Here is a 21588-nt window from a genome sequence, read left to right on the forward strand (position 1 = left end):
TAGGAAATTTTCTCGTTGATTACCTATAAAGAAGTAACAGAAATGGCAGCTTTTTATTTTGTTTCCCTAACTCGAGATTACGTTGTTAATCCTTTGTTTTAATGGAGTAACACATTTTGTTAACTGTATGGGATGTTCTGCAGGTACATTGAGCGTTATAGATATTGTTTTGATTAAGCTAAACCTCTGCATCATTTTGCGAATGTCGTTTGAGCGGTAGGTCAAGACATTGGCCGTATGAAATCCTTGAAGGGTGAATCAATGAAGAATTTTGACTCCGCAACACTGCTCTCCCAGCTCCAGCAATCTCAGCCTCAGTTAGAAAAAATCCGCCATGAACTTCATGCCCATCCTGAACTGGGTTTTCATGAAACTCGTACCGCGAATAAAGTTGCAGAACTGTTGAAGACGTGGGGCTATGACGTTGCTACAGGGATTGGCGGTACAGGGATTGTTGCGAGCCTGACTAAAGGCTCAGGCACGAAATCGATCGGACTGCGTGCCGATATGGATGCATTGCCGATCCATGAAGCCAGTGGTGTGAAATATCAAAGCGGCTGCGAAGGCAAAATGCATGCTTGCGGTCACGATGGGCACACATCAATGCTGCTAGGCGCTGCGCAGTGGCTGGCGAGCGACAGTGCGAGTTTTAATGGCACTGTGCGTTTGATTTTCCAGCCTTCAGAAGAGGATATGCGCGGAGCTCAGGCGATGATTGATGATGGGCTGTTGACTCGCTTCCCAGTGGATGCCGTGTATGGCATGCACAATATGCCTGGTTACCCACAAGGGCATATGGCCTTTAAAGAAGGCGCCACGATGGCGGCAGTAGACAGTTTGACCATTACACTCACGGGCAAAGGTAGTCACGGGTCAACACCGGAAAAGAGCATCGATCCGATTGTGGCAGGGGCTTCGTTGGTGATGGCGCTGCAAACCATTGTATCGCGTAATGTAGCCGCACAGGATCAGGCGGTTGTTAGCGTGGGCGCTTTCCAAGCGGGAGACGCGGGTAATGTGATCCCACAGCAGGCGGTTTTGCGTTTGAGTATTCGCTCCACGGATGAAGATGTGCGCAAAAATGTTTTACAACGTATTCGAACGATCACCGAATCACAGGCTAGCTGCTATGGCGTGACCGCGCAGATAGAAAGCGCCGTTGCCGGTGTGGTATTGATGAATACACCGCATGAAACTGCGTTTGCTAAGCAGGTTGCAGTGACGTTATTAGGAAACGATAAAGTTGTCGATATGCCGAATACGTTCATGGGCAGCGAAGATTTTGCGTTTATGCTCAAGCATAAACCTGGTTGCTACTGCGTTATTGGCAACGGTGATTCGCCGATGTTACATCATCCGCAGTACGATTTTGACGACCGCAACCTCAGCGTGGGTGCGGCCTATTGGGTAGCGCTGACACAATCTTATTTGGTGTGATATTTGTATGAGCTGAGGTAGATTTATGCGTCTACCTCAACTGACTGTCTTTACTGCCGCGGCGGTTATAGCCGCTGTTGGCCTGCATTTTCTTATCAATTTCAGCCTGACAATTAACGCAGAATTGCACCCCAGGCAGCGCCTGGCGTCTGGCCTCCGGAATTTCGGCTCCGCACTCTTCGCAAAAGTGCGCGCTCTCACCGTGACTTAGCTGACTACGAGCTCGCGCAACGGCATCATCCACCGTCGCATCAATCTGATCTTGTACTGCACCATCATTCGCCCAACCACTGGCCATTTCTCACCTCCGGTTATTTTTTAGGCTCAATAAGTATAGATGGGGACGGGAGCGAGGGGATCAAGTGTACGAGGATATACGCGGTGTATCCGAGAAATAGACCGCCAGGCATTATTGCTCGGCGGTCGCATATGATTATTGCATCCTCATTATGTAGGGAAGTATTGAATTGCTGTCAGCATAAAATAAGATTTCAATACTCCCAGTTGAATGTTGCATGCTGAGTTGTAGCCGGCCAGTTTTAGTTTCATCTTGAAGTGAAGAACGTAAACCGGTCAGACGGTTGTTTAAATCAAACAAGGTAAGACAGGTAATATCAGCGTCATGCGAACGCAAGGTGAGTTGGCTGATACTTTGTGTGTAAGGATTATCCGGCGCACTGCTGGCAATGAGCAGGTTATTTTCCTCATTTTGTTCTGAGATAATTTGGCTATAAATAGAGACAGGGTTTGTCGATGTAGTGACCTGTGTGCGCTGTAGCGTAGAACCCGATTGAGTCCACATAGGTTTAATATGACACAGCATCTTTTCATGCGGCGCGGTGTTGCACTCAGAAGGCCGCATTAATTGGCCATTGACCATCCAGTTTAAATCAGCGCATTGCCGATGGGGATTTTTAATCGTGGTGATATCGATGACAATATCGTCGATAAGCATCACTCGTCGCCTAAAAACGCTGTTGCGATAGGCCTGTTCATCCCAATTCACAATATAAAAACTATCTGGTGTGTCAGCCGTTTTTTCCCAATCAGCTGTTACATCGATGTATTGATAGTCGCCGGTGTTGGCGAATGCATTGACCGTTGTTGTGACCGGAGGCTGATTGGCTAGATTCATAGCGAGCGTGCTGTGCGAAGCGGTTTTTTTATAATACTCCCGATGTAAATCGGTACCGTAGCCGGTAGTTCCCAAATCTTTGATCAGTTCCTTTCCCTGATGAAAAATCGTGATACCTAGGCTATCGCTATGATCGTGTTCGCCACCGTAAGGGAGATGTTTTATCAGCACCGCGTTCTGTGTTTCTGGCTGTTGGAATAACGTTAATCCTAATTCACCGTTATTGCACAAACAAAGCTCACTCTTTTCAGGCGCTTTTTGCTCGCTTCCGTACAGCATAAAATCGGTATTAATGCGATTTTTGCGACGGTAAATAATTTCCAAGGCCTGCAAATAGAGTGGGTCTGCATAATAGCTGTAAGCAAACTCATAAAGGTCGGAATGGATAAGCTTTTCCTGACCATACACGCAGTCATTGAGGCGTGGAAAACAACCAGTTGGCATCAGTAGCGACAGGGGAACGTTGAGCATCTTCGGGTAATAGGGGAGGTCTAATAGACTGTACTTTGTTCCTTTCGCTATTTTTTCGAAGGCAAAAAAACCCTGTAAAGCATATAAGTGATAATGCAGCGAGCCTTCAAACCAGAGTTGCCCGTTAATGAGCGCGTGTTCTAACTGATAGCGTAATCCGTAACGGGTATTTAAAGCGAAATTGAGGTAGGACTCTTTGTCTAGCAGGAGTCCTATGACGGCAATTGCGCTATTGATTTTAACTTCGTGGTTATGAATCTGATCGTGTCTTTGCTGCATTAAGAACTCAGCGCCGGGCTGTAATAATTGCTGCTGAATGCACTCTTTTTCGCCAACCGATAATTTATCAGCAATAAAATCGTAGCCGCGAGCAAAGTCGAGCAGACAATTAGCTTCGCACAACGCCTGCGCATTCATTTTGCCGTTGGCGTTATAAGGAATGCCGCCGTGTTCTTGATAGTCGGGATAATAGGTGGCATACGTCAGCAACAGGTCACGCACACGCTCAAAATAAGTTAATTCTCCCGTTATTTGCCATAGCAGACCGACCTCATAGCAGGCTTTGGCATTCAAGCCATTCATCCAACGCCACCACGCGCCGTCGTAGGGTTCACCGCTAAATATTTTGTTATCTATTGGGCAGCAATGTTGATGCTCATGATGATAATCCCAATTTAGCCTCACGCCGTGATCTGGGCAGTAATAGTAATGGTTCCAGGTGGCAATACCGCTGGTGGGGATCTTAAGCGGATGATTTAACACCGTGGCATTATCGGTAATGAGTTCTTCCAGCCAGATAGGCCAGCGCTGTGCGCGCTGGCGGAGGGTGGCAAGTTCATGGGTACTGAATTGCTTCATTGTGACAGTTTTCCCTTATGGAACCAGCGATGCACCAACAGTTAATAGATTGATATTTTTAGCATCATGAGCAGTGAGATAGGTGGCTTTTTCCTTAAATATGGCGTCAGGGTAAGCTCTTTCTGCCGCTAAAATATTGCCTACCGCCTCGTTTTCATTGTATTTCAATTCAGGGTATGGCCACTGAGTTGGGCTTCCTATCTGCTGAGCAACAACGATGAGCGCTTGGTGAAGATTGTGATCGTCTAAATCGAAATGCCACATGTCGACTCCAGTTAGCTCGCCGTAACGAGCCAGACGCATATATGCCGATAACGCGAAGTTGGTGTAATGCCAAGAACGCGTTCTTTCGTTTTCAGCCGTAAGTAGTCCTTTGTTATCTATCTGCCCCGCTAGATGGCGCAATTCCGCAATTTTCAATTGGCGGCGAGCGAGATCGGGCTGATCGGTAAATAGCGAGAAGGCCACGACCTGAGTATCAAAAAAAGTCCCATGATTATTATGCCAATTGCTCTCTTCAAATCCGTTATTGCTGGTAAGCAGCCACTGGTTAAATTCTTTATACCATGACTTAATAGACTGATAGTTTTCCTCGCTGAGCGTGTTAGCGGGACGAATAAGTTCAATGCTGTCCATTACATCAATCAATGCACGACTATCAATAATGCCGATCCCGCGGCCATCAACAATGCCGGGAATCGCCTGTGCGTAAGCTAAGTTAGGGTTCATTTTAGTCTTTGGCGTGACGAACCACGCGGTAGCCAGCTCGGCCGCTTTCTGCGCGTAGGCGGCTTTTCCGGTGAAATAATAGGCCAATCCTAGCCGTTTCATATCTTGTGCAAAATGCGCCATACGCTCGCTGTCGGTAGCATCCGTTTTAGTATCTGGATTGGTTTTCCCATCGTGACGAATATAGGGCAGATGGTTTGATGTATCTGGGTTTGGCCACCAGTAGGTGCCGAAACTGTAGTAGTCGTGCTTATTGTTAGACGCAGGGCTAAGCGTTTTTTGTGTCACACTATAATTAGGGTGAAGCAGTGCTTTATCGGCGTCAGCGAGCAGCTGTTCATATGCCGGTTTTAGCGCTGAATCAGGGCTCTGAAGCTGTGATTTGGTGGAAGCTAACGCTTCCGGCGCATAGGTAAAATAACGAGACTCAGCCGCATGACTTAATGTCACGCTGCTGAATAGCGCGCAGGCGAGAACGCTGACAATCAATTTGATTTTCACTATTTAATTCCTTAATTAAAAATTAAAATGGTTACATCGTAAATGTCATACCGATTCGATAGCGAGACTCTGCAATATTTCCCTCACCGTCGTAATATCCTTGTTTGTCTAAATAATCATATTCGATATAAGGACTAAACCAGTCATTCCATTTATAACGCAAAGTAAAGGCATTCTCTGTTGCCCAGGTTTTTCCATTGTGATATTCGTATTGGTCGCTGGCATGTTTATAAGCGGTTCCTTGATACAGTACGCTCCATTGTTTATTTATTTTATAGCCGATATAAAGATCTAGACGATTAACACTGTCGCGATGTGATTCACCGTTGTCATTTTCAGTCTCATAATCATTGTAATCATAGCGATATCTCAAACCGGTACTCAGCGCTGGGGTTATTTTATAATTAACCCTGAAATAAGGTCTTAGCTGGGTGCCTTTACTACTCCAATGCAAAATCCCTCCAGGCTGAATACTCCATTTATCCGTGAGTGGGTAGGTGTAGTTAGTTTCGATTTCATTATAGTCTGAGGTAATATCGCCTAACGAGTGGGAACTATCACTTTTATCTGCACCGTTAGCCCCTTTAGCGTTATTCTTATTATTTTTATTGTCGGTTTCCATGCTAGCCCACCAGCCATTACTCCAGCTTTGGCTGACTTTAAAACGTGATTCATAGCTATGGCTGCCAGCTTTATATCCCCCTCGAACATCGAAGGTGAGCGCATGACTGACGAGTGGCGCCGCTGCAATCATTAAAGCGATTGCAGAGATAATTGTTTTTTTCATATTTATATTCCCTTATATGACGGCAGTGTTAAGTAACGATGTTTGCGCTTTTTTCTCTTTTACCAGACCCCAAAGGAACGCTGCTCCAATCAGGTCGAAGAAGCCTAATCCAACAAAAAAGAAGTTGTAGCCAATGACGGCGACAGATGCACCTAAAAACATGGAGAACAGGAAATTACCCGTACCGCCACTCAGTGCTGCAAAACCGGTGGCAGTTGCCACTTCGGATTTATTAAACAGATCTGATGACATCGTGATAACGGTAATAGATAGGCACTGATGTGCGAAACCTGCAATACAGAATAGGGCAACGGCCAAATAAATATTGTCGACGTAGCAGACAAACGCCATGCTCACCATCAGGAAAGCGGCAAAGGTGTAAGTAATGCGTCGTGAATTGATAATGCCGATACCACGATTATTTAAATAGCGAGCCATGATCCCAGAGAAAATACAGCCTAAATCTGAGGTCAAGAAGGGGAGCCACGTAAACATAGCGACATGAGCCATATCCAGATGTCGTTCAGTCACTAGATAAAGAGGCATCCAATAGTGCAATGTTCCCCACGCAGGATCAGCCATAAAACGTGGTAATGAAATGCCCCATAAATTGCGGTTGCTGAGCATATCTTTTAATTTGACGCGTTGGGTTTTTTCGGGCGATTTAATTTGTCCGTCAGCAATGATGACGCGCTCTTCGTCTGTTAACGCCGGATTTTTATCGGGAGATTGATAAAATAACAGCCACAACGCGACCCAAACTAATCCCACTGCGCCGGTGATAATAAAAGACATTTCCCAGTTATATTCCAGAATGGCCCACACCACGAGCGGCGGTGCTAGCATCGCCCCTAGCGAGGTACCCATGCTGTATATTCCACAGGCCAAACCGCGCTCTTTGGCTGGAAACCATTCTGCCACCACCTTCATTCCGGCTGGATTCGCTGAAGATTCGGTCACCCCCATGGTTCCACGCCAAAATGCAAGAGATTGCCAACCTCCGGCGGTTCCATGTGCCATATTGGCAACTGACCAACCAATAGCAAAAATGGCGATCCCCCATTTTACGCCGATCATATCAATGATATATCCCACAAACGGAGCCGCTAGGGCATAGGTTGCCTGAAATGCGCTGACGACGTATGAATATTGTTGCTGGCTAATACCGAGCTCTTTAATGAGGGTTGGGGCAGCTATTCCCAGCGCACTACGAGACAAATAGTTGGTGATTGTCCCTACGGTAACGAGGGCAATGATCCACCAACGCAATCCTTTTACTTTCATACGATTTTCACCTTGTCTGTTTAAATGAAACGATGTTTTATTTAAACAGATTTGATGTTTTATTTATTGTGATCGATGATCAATATATTGATCTTTTTATATTTTTTTCGTGAATGTTTTTTGGGTAAATATTTTATTTATCGATCGTTTAATTTAATTATTTCGGCCAATATTTTTTATTCATAAAATAATTAAAGAAAAATCAATACGTAAATTTTTTCTGAGGAGGCATTAATAACAAGGACTCTACTATATATAGATAACAATCTACAAAAAGAGCTTTCGAGAAGGGGCGGGTATTATCTCAACGCCAACCCAAGAGGAATGGATGACGTTGAGAATTGATATTAAGTTTAAATATTATTTTTCGTGACGTTTACGTAGATTATTAATGACCGCGCTTAAATCCAGATCCTGATCTTGCAGTAAAACCATCAGGTGGTACATCAGGTCAGAGGCTTCGTTCACCAGCTCGTCTCGGTCATGCACGGTGGCCGCCAGGGCGGTTTCCACGCCTTCCTCTCCCACTTTTTGAGCAATACGCTTGGTTCCGCTGGCGTATAGGCTGGCGGTGTAGGAGCTCTTAGGATCGGCATTTTTACGCTCGCCCAGCAGTTGCTCTAACTGGAATAAAAATGCCCAATCGGGGGCGGCTGGTGAGAAGCAACTACGGGTGCCTTTATGGCAGGTCGGTCCCTGTGGTTCGGCGAGCACCAGCAGCGTATCGCTGTCACAATCAGGCGTGATGCTGACCACGTTCAAAAAGTGTCCAGAGCTTTCTCCTTTCGTCCACAAACGCTGCTTGGTACGAGAGTAGAAAGTGACGTGGCGGCTGCGATTGGTTTCGTCTAGCGCTTCTGGCGTCATATAACCGAGCATTAATACTTCGCCAGATACGGCATGTTGCACGATGGCTGGCATCAGATTATCGACTTTGTTCCAGTCTAGTTGTTCTTTTTGTTGTTCTGATAAAAACGATTCTTTTAGCACAAGCGGATCTCCACACCTTGTTGTGATAGGTAACGTTTTAAGTCGCCAATATTGATAATTTGTTTGTGGAACACCGAGGCGGCTAGCGCGCCATCAACGTCGGCATCGCGGAATGCGGCAAGGAAGTGTTCAGGCGTACCTGCGCCTCCGGAGGCGATCAGTGGTACATGGCAGACTTCACGGATCAGTTTGAGCTGGCGAAGATCGTAGCCGTTACGCACGCCGTCTTGGTTCATCATGTTTAACACGATTTCGCCCGCGCCGCGTTTTTGTACTTCTTGCACCCAGTCGACGGTTTGCCACGTGGTGGCTTTAGTGCGCTTTTCGTCACCGGTAAATTGGTAAACCTGATAGCTGTCGGTTTCTGCATCAAACCAAGTATCGATGCCCACCACGATGCACTGTACGCCAAAGCGATCGGCTAAGCGTGAAATCAAGTCAGGATCGGCGAGCGCAGGGGAGTTAATCGAGATCTTATCGGCGCCAAAAGTGAGAATTTGCGAAGCATCCTCCACGCTTTTGATGCCGCCGGCTACGCAGAATGGGATATCGATCACCTCTGCTACGCGTGACACCCAACTTTTGTCGACCACGCGCCCATCAGAAGAGGCGGTGATATCGTAAAATACCAATTCGTCTGCCCCTTCTTGGGCATAGCGTTGGGCAAGTGGAACGATGTCACCGATAATTTCGTGATGACGAAACTGTACGCCTTTGACCACTTGACCGTCGCGAACGTCCAGACAAGGAATTATGCGTTTTGCCAGCATGCGATAGCCTCCTTCACGGTGAATTTCCCTTCTAATAACGCGCGGCCTACGATAACCCCTTTGACGCCGCTGCCGCGTAGCGCAGCAATATCCTCTAAGCTACCGATACCGCCGGAAGACTGGAATGCCACCTGTGGGTAACGCGCGCAGATCTCTTGATAGAGCGCGACGTTAGAACCGCTTAGCGTTCCATCGCGTGAGATATCGGTACACAGCACGTGTTTCAGGCCATAGGGCAAGAATTCGTCGACGATGTGTTCTAGGGTGACGCCAGAGTCTTCCTGCCAACCACTGACGGCGATATTTTTGCTGCCATTAGCGTCAATGCGGACATCGAGCGCCAGAACCAGCGCGTCAGCCCCAAAACGCTGAAACCACTGCTTCACTTCTTCTGGCTGACGTACCGCCGTTGAGCCCACGACCACGCGCGAAGCTCCGGCTTCAATTAAGGCCGCTACGTCTTCTGCACTGCGAATTCCACCGCCAACCTGTACGGGAACCGAGATGCCCGCTAACAGTTTACGCAGTAGCGGTATCTGTCGAGCTGCAGGATCTTTGGCACCGGTCAGATCGACCAAATGCAGCACCTGACCACCTTGCTGTTGGTAGTCTTGCAAGCGCGGTAATGGATCGTTGCCGTAGTCGCGTTGCTGCCCGTAATCGCCCTGATGCAAACGGACAACGTTGCCGTCGATTAAATCTAATGCTGGAATGATCATCAGCGTGCCGCTCCTTAAAGGGTCAATTCCAAAAAGTTTTTCAATAATTGGGCACCGGCAGCGCCGGAGCGTTCAGGGTGGAATTGCACGCCAAAGAAATTATCTTTTTGTACCGCGGCACTAAACGGTGCGCCGTAGTGAGTTTGCGCGATGGTGTTCGCACATACCGGATAAGCATAGCCATGCACAAAGTAAAAATAGGCACCGTCTTCTAGCCCACTAAATAGGCGATGGCCCGCCAGCGCAGAAACCTGATTCCACCCCATGTGCGGTAAAGGCAGCCCGAAATCTTTCATGGTTTCAACGGGGGTATCGATAATGCCGAGGGTTTCGGTATCCCCCTCATCGCTGCGGCTCGCGAGCAATTGCATGCCCAAACAGATGCCGAGTACCGGCTGCGTACACGCCTTGATGAGCTCAATAAGATTGCGCTCGCGTAGCTGCTGCATGGCGGCCTGCGACGTTCCTACGCCGGGAAGAAATAGCTTATCAGCGGTGAGCACCACATCAGGCTCACGGCTGACTTTAGGCTCATAGCCAAGGCGCTGAATAGCGTATTGTACCGACGATAAATTAGCGCAGCCGGTATCAAGAATAACGACGTTGGTCTCTTTGGCATTCATCATAAAACCCCTTTCGAGCTAGGAAGGGTATCGCCCTCAACGCGGATGGCCTGACGAAGCGTGCGGCCAAATACTTTAAAGAGACTTTCGACGCGGTGATGATCGTTTTTGCCTTTGGTTTTCAGATGCAGAGTGATCCCCATGGCATAAGCCAGCGATTGGAAAAAGTGCTCAACCATTTCAGTACTCAAATCGCCCACTCGCTGGTGGGTGAACTCGGCTTTATAGACCAAGTACGGGCGGCCTGAAATATCCAATGCGCAGCGTGCCAGACATTCATCCATAGGCAGAACAAAACCGAAGCGCGAAATCCCCCGCTTATCACCCAGCGCTTTTTTCAACGCTTCGCCCAGTGCCAATGCAGTGTCTTCCACGGTGTGGTGATCGTCGATATACAGGTCGCCTTTCACGTCAATATTCATGCGAAAGCCGCCGTGAGTCGCGATCTGATCCAGCATATGATCGAAGAAACCGACGCCGGTACGGATGTGGCTTTCGCCTTCACGATCGAGCCAGACATTGACATCTATCGCCGTTTCTCGTGTTACTCGGCTAACCTGCGCGTGGCGGTCACGTTTGGTCAAATCATCCGCGATTTTCTCCCAGCCCATGGTTTCAGCGCTGTAGCGAATACCGGCGATCCCCATGTTTTCAGCCAGTTGAATATCAGTTTCACGGTCGCCGATGACGCGCGATGCCGCGTAATCCATGACGTCGGCATTCAGATAGGATTGCACTAGCTCGGTTTTGGGCTTACGGCAGGTGCAGTTATCCGCTGGCAGGTGTGGGCAAATCAATACGTCGTCAAATACCACACCCTGTGATGTCAGTATTTGCATCATCAGGTTATGCGGGCCGTCAAAATCAGCCTGTGGGAAGCTGGCGGTGCCTAGACCATCCTGATTCGTAATCATCACCAAACGGTAGCCTGACTGCTGTAGCTTCAACAAGGCTGGAATGACGGCGGGCTCGAATGCCAGCTTGTCCATGCGGTCTACCTGAAAATCGACCGGCGGTTCGCTAATCAAGGTGCCGTCACGGTCGATAAAAAGAAACTTCTGGCTCACATCGCCTCCTGGCTGAGTTGTTTTGACGCTACGGTAGCGGAGAATGCGCGTAGGGCATCGATCACTTTACGGTTTTCTTCCTGCGTGCCTATGGTGATTCTCAGGCAGTTTGACAGGCTTGGCTGTTTGCTTTGATCGCGTAAGATAATGCCCTGATCCCACAATAACTTAAACACTGCCGCCGCGGTGGAACAGCGGAAAATTAAATAGTTTCCCTCACCAGGATAGACGGCTTCAACACAGTCGCATTCGGTTAATTCTTTCACCAACAAGGCGCGGTTTTCTAACACGCTTTGTACCCGCTGGCGCATCGTGGCTACGCCTTCGGGAGAAAGCGCCTGTGCGGCGATATCGGCGACCGGCGTAGACAGAGGGTAGGGGGCAATGACCTTCAGTAATAACGTGATCATTTCTGGGCTAGCGATTGTAAATCCACAGCGTAGACCCGCTAACGCAAAGGCCTTGGACAGCGTACGAAGAACGACCATATGGGGGAATTCGGCTAGCCAAGGAACCGTTGTCGCGTGTGGTGCGAATTCGATATAGGCTTCATCCACGGCCACGATGGCTTTGCCCGCGGTGAGCGTCAACAGCCGACGCAGGTCGCTTTGACTGAGTAAATTCCCCGTGGGGTTATTCGGGCTGCAAACGTAGATCAGTTTTACCCCTGCCAAGTTTGCTTCAATAGCGGGCAAATCTAACTGCCAATCTTCACGTAGCGCGATAGTGCGGCGTTCAATGCCAAACGTTTCAGCGCTGACGCCATACATACCGTACGTCGGAGGGCAGTATAGAACCGCATCTTGCCCCGGCTCACAGAAGGCGCGGATCAGCAATTCGATACCTTCGTCGGCACCGCGGCTCACCAACACCTGATCGCTATTCACACCGGCATAAGAGGCGTAGTTTTCAATAACCGCTTTAGGCTGGCACTCTGGATAACGGTTAAATGTCTCGGTACTCAGCTGATAGGGCGTCCCAATGGGATATTCGTTGGCATTAAGCCATACATCACCTTTTCCCCCCAAACGACGAGCGGACTGATAAGGCGTTAACTCACGGACGTTGGCGCGGGCTAATTCTTCAATGCTTGAACTCATCAGATGCTCTCCTTGGGTGAGGTTGTCGTCTCTTTTGCGCGCAGAGCGGCAACGCGCAGTGTCACGGCGTTCTTGTGGGCGGTAAGCAGCTCGGCGGCGGCCATTGCTTCAATGACCGGCGCTAACCCGAGCAAGCCTTCAGCGCTAATTTGTTGAACGGTCATGCGCTTTTGGAAATCAGCCAAGCCCAGGCTTGAATAGGTGGCGGTGTAGCCATAGGTCGGCAGTACATGGTTGGTGCCCGACGCATAGTCACCGGCAGATTCTGGTGACCAATCGCCTAAAAATACCGAACCGGCGCTCGAGATTTTATCCACCCATTGACGGGGTTCTCGGGTTTGGATAATCAGGTGTTCAGGGCCGTAGCGATTACTGATCTCAACGCACTCTTCGAGAGAGGAAGTGACAATCAAACGGCTTGAATCCAAGGCTTGGCGGGCGATGTCAGCGCGTGACAGGGTTGCCAACTGATTGTCGACTTCGATGGCGACACGTTTCGCAATCTCGGCATCAGGCGTAAGTAAAATAACCTGTGAGTCTGGCCCGTGTTCAGCCTGCGATAGTAAATCAGCCGCGATAAATGCGGGAGTAGCTTTCTCATCGGCGATGACCAACACTTCAGAAGGCCCCGCGGGCATATCAATAGCCGCACCGTCGATACGTTGGCTAACCTGACGTTTGGCTTCGGTTACGTAGGCATTTCCGGGGCCGAAGATTTTATCGACCTTAGGAATAGATTCACTACCGAAAGCCAGTGCGGCGATTGCCTGTGCGCCCCCCACCTGAAACACCTCTGTAATTCCGCATAAGGAGGCGGCAAACAGAATTTCATCGGCGATGGGCGGCGGTGAACACAGAACCACACGCTTACAGCCTGCGACACGGGCGGGAATACCGAGCATTAACACGGTAGAAAGCAGTGGTGCTGTTCCTCCCGGTATATACAGTCCAACCGAGGCCAGTGGGCGAGTGATTTGCTGGCAGCGAACGCCCGGCTGCGTTTCTACGTCTACTGCTGGCAGGATTTGTGCGACGTGGAATTTCTCAATATTCTTGGCCGCTTGCTGCATGGCATCTTTAATTTCATCGCCTAAGCGTGACGCAGCCTGTTCAATATCACGGATGCTGATGCGTAGCGCGTTGGTTTCGACCTTATCGAATTTGGCGCTCAACTCACGTAGGGCCGCATCACCGCCAGATTTCACCTGTTGCAATATCTCCGCCACGCTGGTGCTAATGCGGTCAGAAGCGGTTACTGCCGGACGTTGCAATAGCGCTTGTTGCTGCTGCGCATCGCATTCGCTCCAGAAAGTGATGTTGTTAAAATTATTATTCTTATCAGCAGCAGTCATGGCCGTTACTCCATCATTTTTTCAATTGGCAGAACCAGAATCGAGCTCGCACCCAGAGACTTCAATTTTTCCATGGTTTCCCAGAACAGGGTTTCGCTACTCACCATGTGCATCGCTACGCGGTTTTGATCTCCTGCCAGTGGCAGCAGGGTTGGGCGTTCAGCGCCAGGCAATAGCTGAATGATTTGCTCCAGTTTGTCGCTGGGCGCGTGCAGCATGATGTATTTGGATTCGCGTGCCTGAATCACGCCTTGAATACGGGTCATCAGTTTATCGATGAGTTCTTGTTTAGCGGCTGGCATTTCGCCATCGCGCTGGATCAGGCAGGCTTTGGAGCGGTAAATCACTTCCACTTCGCGTAACCCGTTGGCTTCTAACGTTGCGCCGGTGGAAACCAGATCGCAAATGGCATCAGATAAACCGGCACGCGGTGCGACTTCCACTGAGCCATTCAGCAGGCAGGACTTGAAACGGATATTTTGTTTATCGAGATATTGCTTGAGCAGGTGCGGATAAGAGGTGGCGATACGTGAGTCTTGCAAACACTGCGGGCCGTCGTAAGGAACGTCTAACGGCATAGCCAGCGAGAGACGACAGCTGCCGAAATCTAAGCGACGCAGGGTAAAGTAACGAGGATCTTCCCCTTGAGCGCGACGGCTTAACAGTTCTTCTTCCAAAACGTTTTCGCCGATAATGCCCAAGTCAACGACGCCATCCATAACCAGACCGGGGATATCGTCATCGCGAACGCGCAGGATATCGATAGGCATGTTTTCCGCGAACGCAATCAGGCGCTGTTGTTGTAGGTTGATTTTTATTCCGCAGCGAGCCAGCAGTTCTTGCGAGTCTTCACTCAGGCGACCGGATTTCTGCATGGCGATACGTAAGCGAGTTTTGTCTAACATGGTACTTCCCCTAATATTTTGAATTCTGTGATGTTGTATGTCAGTTAATGCTGTTTGCTGAGTTGTTGGCTAAATCGTAGATAACAAAAAAGCCCTCGGAAGATAATCTTCCGAGGGCTCTCTTTTTGCGTTCTGCGCCACTGGAAGATTGTTAACCGTCTTCCAGCACTCATCGGCCTGTCAGACTAGTCAGGATGATGGTGATGATGGTGGCTGAACTGAACGCGAGTAAGCATTTTTTGTAATCCAATAAGCAGGCAGACACGATTGTCTGCGTTAACTGTAAATTAACCTAAACCATATGACAGGGGGATGGCAACCCCTTTTTTATGGTTATTTTTTGTTTGATTAGCCGCTTAGTTCGACAGTAAAAAGTTTAATATTTCGTTTTTGTTTCATTTATCTAGCATGATTGATTATTACTGACAGTACTTTACTGCACGATATCTCGTGAAAGTGGCTTATAGCCGTCATACTTGAAGTTGCATCTTACTGGCGGTGCTGAGCGTGTCCTATTCACGGAATCGCTCTTAAGAGCCAGTATTTGCTGCCTTGATGTAATGTCAATTATTTTGGGGATAGAGGATGAATTGTGCTATATGGTCGGGCTATAGTTTGTGCTTGAATTATTTGCGATTGAATCGCAAGTCATAGGTGTCGAGAGGGTGCCGCAATGAATAAAGTAGCGATAGTTGGCCTTGGTTGGGTGGGGATGCCACTGGCTTTGTCACTTTTGGGACGTGGTTATCGAGTGGTGGGGAGTAAAACCACTCCAGATGGCGTTGAAGCGGCCCGTATGAGCGGAATTGAATGTTATCCATTGGTGATGACGCCTGAGCTTGAATGCGAGCAAGACGATTTAGAACAGTTGCTGGATGCTGACGCGTTAGTCATTACGCTTCCCGCAAGTCGTAGACCGGAAGAAGGCGAACGTTATCTTCATGCCGTTCAACTGCTGGTGGATAGCGCGCTGGCGCACAATGTGCCGCGTATTATTTTCCTAAGCTCCACGTCGGTTTATGGTGACGCCGTGGGTACGGTAAACGAGCGTAGCGAACTGCAACCGACGACCAGTGCAGGCCGCACGTTAGCAGAGCTGGAAACATGGCTGCACGATCTGCCAAATACCTCGGTAGACATCCTGCGTTTGGCTGGATTAGTGGGGGCGGGCCGCAATCCTGGAAGATTTCTGGCGGGGAAAACCGGCGTAATAGGGGCAAGCAGTGGGGTGAATTTGGTGCATCAGGATGATGTTATCGCCGCGATTCAAATGCTGCTGAAATTGCCGCAGGGTGGGCATGTATACAATCTGTGCGCGCCGATACATCCGACTAAAGCGGAGTTCTACCCACCGCTAGCGCGTTCTTTAGGCTTGGAGCCGCCGCAGTTTGCACCTGAGGAAAAACCATCGCAGGGTAAGTTGGTCGATGGTTCGTTAATCAGCAAAGAACTGGGATTTGAATATCAGTATTCTAACCCCGCGCTGATGCCGTGGAATTGATTTTGTCTTTTGTTGTCATAAAAACGCTGCCAAAAGGCATAATGCCGGTCACTTAAGCGTGATTTTAGGGGAAGTACACCGATGGGGTCGTAGCAGCTTTAGCTGCCGACAACTTTGCAGGGAGCAAAGTTGAACAACGCTTTAGCGTTGACCCCTAGAGTGGAACACATAGATGTGTTCCATAACCGCCCCGCGGTGTGCTAGCCCCGTGTATCTCGATCTCTTAAACGATCAGCATTAGTCAAAAGGCAGCTGTTTCGTATCAAGTGAGCAGATTACGCTAAGTTTAAGCGCAAACGCTGCCCCACATGTCGTATTCATCGACGTTTTCAATGGTGACGTTAACCACATCGCCCACTTTCAGCTTGGTTTCACCGTTCAGGTAAACGACTCCGTCGATCTCTGGAGCATCGGCCATACTACGGCCAATGGCACCTTCTTCGTCCACTTCGTCAATAATAACCGGCAGTGTGTGGCCTACTTTATCCTGCAGGCGTTGAGCTGAAATCTGCTGTTGAAGCTGCATGAAACGGTGGAATCGCTCTTCCTTCACTTCTTCAGGAACTTGGTCAGCCAGCTCGTTGGCGGCAGCGCCTTCAACAGGGCTGAACTTGAAGCAACCCACACGGTCCAGTTTGGCTTCGCTCAGGAAATCCAGCAGCATCTGGAAATCTTCCTCGGTTTCACCCGGGAAACCAACGATGAAGGTTGAGCGCAGTGTTAGCTGCGGACAGATTTCACGCCAGCGTTTGATTCGTTCCAGCGTGCGTTCTACCGCGCCAGGACGCTTCATCAGCTTAAGGATTTTTGGGCTCGCATGCTGAAGTGGAATATCCAGATACGGAAGCACTTTTCCTTCTGCCATCAGCGGGATCACGTCATCAACGTGCGGGTATGGATAGACATAGTGCAGACGAACCCAGACGCCAAGCGATGATAGCTGCTCGCACAGGCTAATCATGCTGGTTTTGACCGGCTGGCCGTTCCAGAAACCGGTGCGGTGTTTAACGTCTACGCCGTAGGCAGAGGTATCTTGCGAAATGACCAGCAGCTCTTTCACGCCGGCATCCACCAGCCGTTTGGCTTCATCTAAAACAGAGCCAATCGGGCGGCTATCGAGATCGCCACGCATGGATGGAATGATGCAGAAAGTGCAGCGGTGATTACAGCCTTCGGATATTTTTAGATAAGCGTAATGTTTTGGCGTCAGTTTCACGCCTTGTTCCGGCACCAAGCTGGTGAAAGGATTATGCGTTGGCTTAGGCACGTACTGATGCACGTGTTTGAGCACGGCTTCATAACTATGCGGGCCAGTAATTTCCAGAACTTTAGGGTGAACTTCGCGGATCTGGTTCTCTTTTGCCCCTAAGCAGCCAGTAACAATTACTTTTCCGTTTTCGTTGAGAGCTTCACCGATAGCCTCCAACGATTCCTGAACGGCACTGTCGATAAAACCGCAGGTATTTACGATGACAAGTTCAGCGTCATCGTAACGAGGCACAACATCATAACCTTCGGTGCGCAGTTCGGTCAGAATACGTTCGGAGTCCACCAGATTTTTCGGGCAACCAAGGGACACAAAACCAATACGCGGTTGTTGCATATATTACGCTCACAAAATGTTCAAAGAATAAAAACGGCTGAGATTTTACACGGGAATGTACCCCGCCTCTAGTTTTTATCATTGTGAGCTAGCTCAATTGAGCGCAACGGCTTAACCGGATTGTTATCCTCATGTTTTTGTGGATGTTGTTTCATTGCCTGCCTTAGCGCACTGGGTGTTAAGCCAAAATGTTGGCTAAAACGAGCACTAAATCGCGATGCGCAATTATATCCTCCTTGATACGCAATCTCCCCAATACTGAGCGTACTGCTTTGTATTTCATAGAGTGCTTTACTCATACGTACACTTTCTAAAATAGAGCGAAACCCCTGATTTTCTGCCGCTAAACGGCGTCTCAGCGTTGAGCTCCCCATCTGCAGTTGATGAGCAACGTCATTTACACTCCAGTTGTGCGCAGGGTCTCGCAGCAATACCTGTTGTACCTGAGCCGTAAGGGGATCGTTTCTGTTGCGAAACAATATTTCGCCATAGCCAGAAAGTGCCAATGCCAGCAATACGCCATGAAGTTGGTGTTTTTGCAGCTGTGGTGGTGTGTCATTGTGCAAGGTGTTCAGCAGTCCTTGCCACGTCAGACGAATATTGTCATTAAGGGGAATACATAGTGAGTTTGTTTGGGGGCTCTGTCTCGCCACGGAGCCATGAGATTGCTTAAATTTGCGTAACAATGGTTCTGGAATATAAACCATGTCGGAGATATACAGCCCTTGTTTGGGGGTATTGGCGATGCTGATTTCTGATCCTGCCGGGAACAGGATAAGCGAATGGGGAGTGGCAATTTCAGCGTGCTTTCCCCATTGCACTGTTTTGCTACCAACACGAACATGGCATAACGCGGGGGTGAATAGCGTGATTCGATGCAAGCTATGAGCGCAACGAGCGACTATTTCCTGTGCGGTTAATCGATGTTCCGCGTGATTGATAGCATGCATATTTAGCGTCCGTAGTGAGGGGTGATTTCCGCATGGGCCAAGGCGTTGGCATTCAACATAAAACCGACTAAAGCACCACTGGATTGACTATCAATGGGTAACTTATCCGTTTTAAGTGCCCAAACGGTAAAGCGATAAGGGTGAGGTTTATCCCCTGGAGGAGGACAAGCACCGCCGAATCCGGCATAACCGAAATCATTCCGGCCTTGAACTGCGCCTAAGGGCAGATTCTTCCCATCTTTTGCACCGGCATTGGCTGCCAAAGTATGAATATTGGCTGGAATATTGACTACCGTCCAGTGCCACCAACCGCTACCTGTCGGGGCGTTGGGATCGTAAGCCGTGATGGCAAAGCTTTTTGTTCCTTTTGGCGCATTTACCCACGAGAGTTGTGGTGAGGTATTTCCCCCATTACAGCCAAAACCTTGATAAACCTGCGACTGTTGTAACGATTTACCTTGCTGAATATCTGAACTGTGCAAGGTCAAGCCTTCAGCAAACACGCTTAATGACGAAGTTAACAGTGCTATACCTAAAATAGCTTTATTCATTCTGATGTCTCCCTTGATTGGTATAAATACAATACCCAAAGGAATATCAGTAGATTATGCCGAAACGCTCTGATGATGTGCTGAAATGCGCATGGAACAACATTGGCGTATTCCGTTTGAGCCTTGTGCGTAAATTTTTCCGTAGTCCCACCAGATATCACCCACCATTTCTGACTATCTATCAAAAATGAGATGCCGATCCGTTGAGTAGGACTTATGTCCTCAAACTATGACCTGACCATACATACAATCACGTCAACGGCTTCTCCTTTCTACCTTAATTTGCAGGAAATTTTATGACAGCACACATTAATGCGAGACCTGACGATTTTGCCTCCACCGTTGTCATGCCAGGCGATCCACTGCGGGCAAAATTTATTGCCGAAAACTACCTGACAAATGCGCGTGAAGTGACCAATGTTCGCAACATGTTGGGCTATACAGGCCTCTATCAAGGACAACCTGTTTCGGTCATGGGGCACGGTATGGGTATTCCATCAATGACGTTATATGCCCATGAACTGGTTCACGACTTTGGTGTTAAACGAATTATTCGCATAGGAAGCTTAGGAGCAACACAGCGCGATATTCGTATGAGAGACATTATTTTGGCGGTTGCTGCAGGTACGGATTCAATCACTAATGCTAAGCGGAGTGCCGGTTATCACATGGCGACCTCCGCATATTTCCCTCTGTTGCACGAAGCATGGTGCCAAGCAACAAAGGCCGGAATTCCAGTCAAGGTTGGTAATGTTTTCAGTGGAGATCTTTATTACGATCCTGATGAAAATTTGATCCCCGCGTTAGAGAAATTCGGCGTGCTGGGGATTGATATGGAGGTGGCAGGGTTATATGGGCTTGCACACCAGTTTGGGATAGAAGCTCTAGCAATTCTCACCGTGTCAGATCACTGTTTAACCGGAGAGGAAACAACAGCCGAAGAACGGCAGCTGACATTTAGCCAAATGATTGAGCTAGCTTTAAATACGGCTATAACAGAATAAAAACAGCCTAAAGCGATACACCAGGGAAATATAATTATGAAAAATAAACTTGCACTTACGGCTATTAGTTTCCTAGCCAATTTTATTATGGCTGGTTTTGCTAGCCAGTTTGGGATGTTAATCGAACCTATCGCTAACAGCTATAACGCAGATATTAATGCGGTAGCCTCAGTTTTCTCATTATTAAATGGGGGAGCGTTAGCGGGAACCGTGGCGGCGTTCTTCTTAATTGAGAGAATAGGCGTCAAACGCATGACATGTATTAGCTATTCGATTGTGTTTCTTTGTGCCTTAGCAATGCATTGGATAGGAGGGATCTGGGTCGTCATGGTTGCCATGACGCTGGTGGGTTTTTGCGGTGGTATTGGCTTATGTATCGCAGGAACTATCGTTGTTGCCGTTTGGCATGACAAAATCCAAAGTACAATGTTAGTGGTTCAAGATGCGACTTTTAATGTGGCAGGAGTGGTGTTCCCTCTAGTAACGACATATGCACTCACCCATAATATGTCTTGGAGTTATAGCTACTTAACGGTTGGGATAGTGGCTCTAGCGACGCTAGGCATTGTGGCAATGACAAACTTCTCTCGCTGTGAACCTGAAAAAGTATCGGGTCAGACAGAAGCGGTTAAATCTGAATGGAACTTCGGCATTATTAGCGGTGGCATTGGGTTGTTTTTAGGAATGTTAGCGCTATATACCTTCCTAACCTGGGCTCCGCTATTTGTTAAACAAAAGTTTGGTATACCATTCGAAGTTGCCGGAAGTATTATTACGCAATACTGGGCCGCTGCATTGGTCGGGGCATTGGTTTCTACGGTAATTGTGTCCAGAGTGAAAATCCATTATTTCTTGATGGGGGTTATCATGCTGGCATTCATTATCACGACCTGTATTGTAACGACAAATAATCTTAATCACTTAGACTATTTAGCCTACGGTTATGGCTTTGTTTGCGCGGCGCTTTATAACTCATTCATTGCTTATGGTGTTTCATTTGTAAAACACGCCAGCAGTCGAAATGTTTCTTATATTCTGATTAGCGGTAGTGCTGGGGCAATGTTTAGCCCTGCTATTAGTGCTTTATTAGAAAAAACGCTAGGTATACAAACAATTATGTACGCCATTCCTATTCTCTATTTCGTTATCATGCTGATGCTAGTTGCAGTATTAAAAACGTTTAACCGTAATTCTCATAAGGAATCTTGTATTTTATAGCATGATTATTTCATCTTATTGATTCGCCAATAC

21 protein-coding genes and 1 other annotated feature are annotated in these 21588 nt (G+C 48.3%); of the genes, 4 read left to right on the forward strand and 17 right to left on the reverse strand.

The window, feature by feature from the left end; all coding sequences use genetic code 11:
• Positions 1 to 261: 261 nt before the first annotated feature.
• The gene (locus K9N75_RS08170) at positions 262 to 1437 is read left to right on the forward strand and encodes a M20 aminoacylase family protein (RefSeq protein ID WP_008812932.1); all 1176 of its coding nucleotides are present in this window, start codon (positions 262 to 264) and stop codon (positions 1435 to 1437) included.
• A gap of 31 nt (positions 1438 to 1468) precedes the next feature.
• Here the strand turns inward: K9N75_RS08170 and K9N75_RS08175 are convergent, their stop codons facing one another.
• From K9N75_RS08175 to hisL, 14 genes are all read right to left on the reverse strand, one after another.
• The gene (locus K9N75_RS08175; RefSeq protein WP_008812933.1) at positions 1469 to 1735 is read right to left on the reverse strand and encodes a DksA/TraR family C4-type zinc finger protein; all 267 of its coding nucleotides are present in this window, start codon (positions 1733 to 1735) and stop codon (positions 1469 to 1471) included.
• Positions 1736 to 1870: 135 nt separating this feature from the next.
• Entirely contained in the window at positions 1871 to 3901 is a 2031-nt protein-coding gene (locus K9N75_RS08180; protein ID WP_224452456.1) for a heparinase II/III domain-containing protein, read from the reverse strand.
• 15 nt (positions 3902 to 3916) lie between these two features.
• Complete coding sequence (locus tag K9N75_RS08185; protein ID WP_224452457.1) at positions 3917 to 5131, reverse strand: alginate lyase family protein; 1215 nt, start codon at positions 5129 to 5131, stop codon at positions 3917 to 3919.
• A 31-nt stretch (positions 5132 to 5162) separates the two neighbouring features.
• Positions 5163 to 5918, reverse strand: coding sequence for an oligogalacturonate-specific porin KdgM family protein (locus K9N75_RS08190; protein WP_166713073.1), 756 nt, complete (start codon positions 5916 to 5918; stop codon positions 5163 to 5165).
• A 12-nt stretch (positions 5919 to 5930) separates the two neighbouring features.
• Positions 5931 to 7202, reverse strand: a complete 1272-nt coding sequence (locus K9N75_RS08195; RefSeq protein WP_166713074.1) for an MFS transporter — start codon at positions 7200 to 7202, stop codon at positions 5931 to 5933.
• A 360-nt stretch (positions 7203 to 7562) separates the two neighbouring features.
• Positions 7563 to 8123: a bifunctional phosphoribosyl-AMP cyclohydrolase/phosphoribosyl-ATP diphosphatase HisIE gene (gene hisIE / locus K9N75_RS08200; RefSeq protein ID WP_233454418.1), complete on the reverse strand. Its 561-nt coding sequence runs from the start codon at positions 8121 to 8123 to the stop codon at positions 7563 to 7565.
• A gap of 62 nt (positions 8124 to 8185) precedes the next feature.
• Positions 8186 to 8962, reverse strand: coding sequence for an imidazole glycerol phosphate synthase subunit HisF (hisF, locus tag K9N75_RS08205; RefSeq protein WP_008812935.1), 777 nt, complete (start codon positions 8960 to 8962; stop codon positions 8186 to 8188).
• The gene (gene hisA / locus K9N75_RS08210) at positions 8944 to 9681 is read right to left on the reverse strand and encodes a 1-(5-phosphoribosyl)-5-[(5-phosphoribosylamino)methylideneamino]imidazole-4-carboxamide isomerase (protein ID WP_039189069.1); all 738 of its coding nucleotides are present in this window, start codon (positions 9679 to 9681) and stop codon (positions 8944 to 8946) included. Before hisA ends, hisF begins: the two co-directional genes overlap by 19 nt.
• A gap of 14 nt (positions 9682 to 9695) precedes the next feature.
• Complete coding sequence (gene hisH / locus K9N75_RS08215) at positions 9696 to 10307, reverse strand: imidazole glycerol phosphate synthase subunit HisH (protein WP_020303856.1); 612 nt, start codon at positions 10305 to 10307, stop codon at positions 9696 to 9698.
• Positions 10304 to 11371, reverse strand: coding sequence for a bifunctional histidinol-phosphatase/imidazoleglycerol-phosphate dehydratase HisB (hisB, locus tag K9N75_RS08220; RefSeq protein WP_224452458.1), 1068 nt, complete (start codon positions 11369 to 11371; stop codon positions 10304 to 10306). The genes hisH and hisB overlap by 4 nt, the downstream gene beginning before the upstream one ends.
• The gene (gene hisC / locus K9N75_RS08225) at positions 11368 to 12471 is read right to left on the reverse strand and encodes a histidinol-phosphate transaminase (protein WP_224452459.1); all 1104 of its coding nucleotides are present in this window, start codon (positions 12469 to 12471) and stop codon (positions 11368 to 11370) included. Before hisC ends, hisB begins: the two co-directional genes overlap by 4 nt.
• Positions 12471 to 13823 carry a histidinol dehydrogenase gene (gene hisD, locus K9N75_RS08230; protein ID WP_114445689.1) on the reverse strand — a complete coding sequence of 451 codons (1353 nt, stop codon included), beginning with the start codon at positions 13821 to 13823 and terminating at the stop codon, positions 12471 to 12473. Before hisD ends, hisC begins: the two co-directional genes overlap by 1 nt.
• A gap of 5 nt (positions 13824 to 13828) precedes the next feature.
• Positions 13829 to 14728, reverse strand: coding sequence for an ATP phosphoribosyltransferase (gene hisG / locus K9N75_RS08235; RefSeq protein WP_004095958.1), 900 nt, complete (start codon positions 14726 to 14728; stop codon positions 13829 to 13831).
• Between the two features lie 83 nt (positions 14729 to 14811).
• Positions 14812 to 14938, reverse strand: a sequence feature (His leader region).
• Positions 14914 to 14964 carry a his operon leader peptide gene (gene hisL / locus K9N75_RS08240; protein WP_102961614.1) on the reverse strand — a complete coding sequence of 17 codons (51 nt, stop codon included), beginning with the start codon at positions 14962 to 14964 and terminating at the stop codon, positions 14914 to 14916. It overlaps the preceding feature by 25 nt.
• A 437-nt stretch (positions 14965 to 15401) precedes the next feature.
• Here hisL and K9N75_RS08245 point away from each other — a divergent pair, with 437 nt between their 5' ends.
• Positions 15402 to 16229, forward strand: a complete 828-nt coding sequence (locus tag K9N75_RS08245) for an SDR family oxidoreductase (protein ID WP_061060222.1) — start codon at positions 15402 to 15404, stop codon at positions 16227 to 16229.
• Positions 16230 to 16515: 286 nt separating this feature from the next.
• Here the strand turns inward: K9N75_RS08245 and rimO are convergent, their stop codons facing one another.
• The 3 genes from rimO to K9N75_RS08260 form a co-directional block, all read right to left on the reverse strand.
• Positions 16516 to 17832, reverse strand: a complete 1317-nt coding sequence (gene rimO / locus K9N75_RS08250) for a 30S ribosomal protein S12 methylthiotransferase RimO (protein ID WP_039189046.1) — start codon at positions 17830 to 17832, stop codon at positions 16516 to 16518.
• 68 nt (positions 17833 to 17900) lie between these two features.
• Complete coding sequence (locus K9N75_RS08255) at positions 17901 to 18782, reverse strand: helix-turn-helix transcriptional regulator (protein ID WP_224452460.1); 882 nt, start codon at positions 18780 to 18782, stop codon at positions 17901 to 17903.
• 2 nt (positions 18783 to 18784) lie between these two features.
• Entirely contained in the window at positions 18785 to 19333 is a 549-nt protein-coding gene (locus K9N75_RS08260) for a kinase inhibitor (protein WP_224452461.1), read from the reverse strand.
• Between the two features lie 296 nt (positions 19334 to 19629).
• Between K9N75_RS08260 and deoD the strand changes: the two genes are divergently transcribed.
• Together deoD and tsgA are read left to right on the forward strand one after the other, a co-directional pair.
• A complete protein-coding gene (deoD, locus tag K9N75_RS08265; protein ID WP_064574474.1) occupies positions 19630 to 20337 on the forward strand; it encodes a purine-nucleoside phosphorylase in 708 nt (235 codons plus the stop codon).
• Positions 20338 to 20373: 36 nt separating this feature from the next.
• Entirely contained in the window at positions 20374 to 21555 is a 1182-nt protein-coding gene (gene tsgA, locus K9N75_RS08270; protein WP_130975436.1) for an MFS transporter TsgA, read from the forward strand.
• The last annotated feature ends 33 nt before the right edge of the window (positions 21556 to 21588 follow it).

Source organism: Hafnia paralvei (genome assembly GCF_020150375.1).
GTDB classification, from domain to species: Bacteria; Pseudomonadota; Gammaproteobacteria; order Enterobacterales; family Enterobacteriaceae; genus Hafnia; species Hafnia paralvei.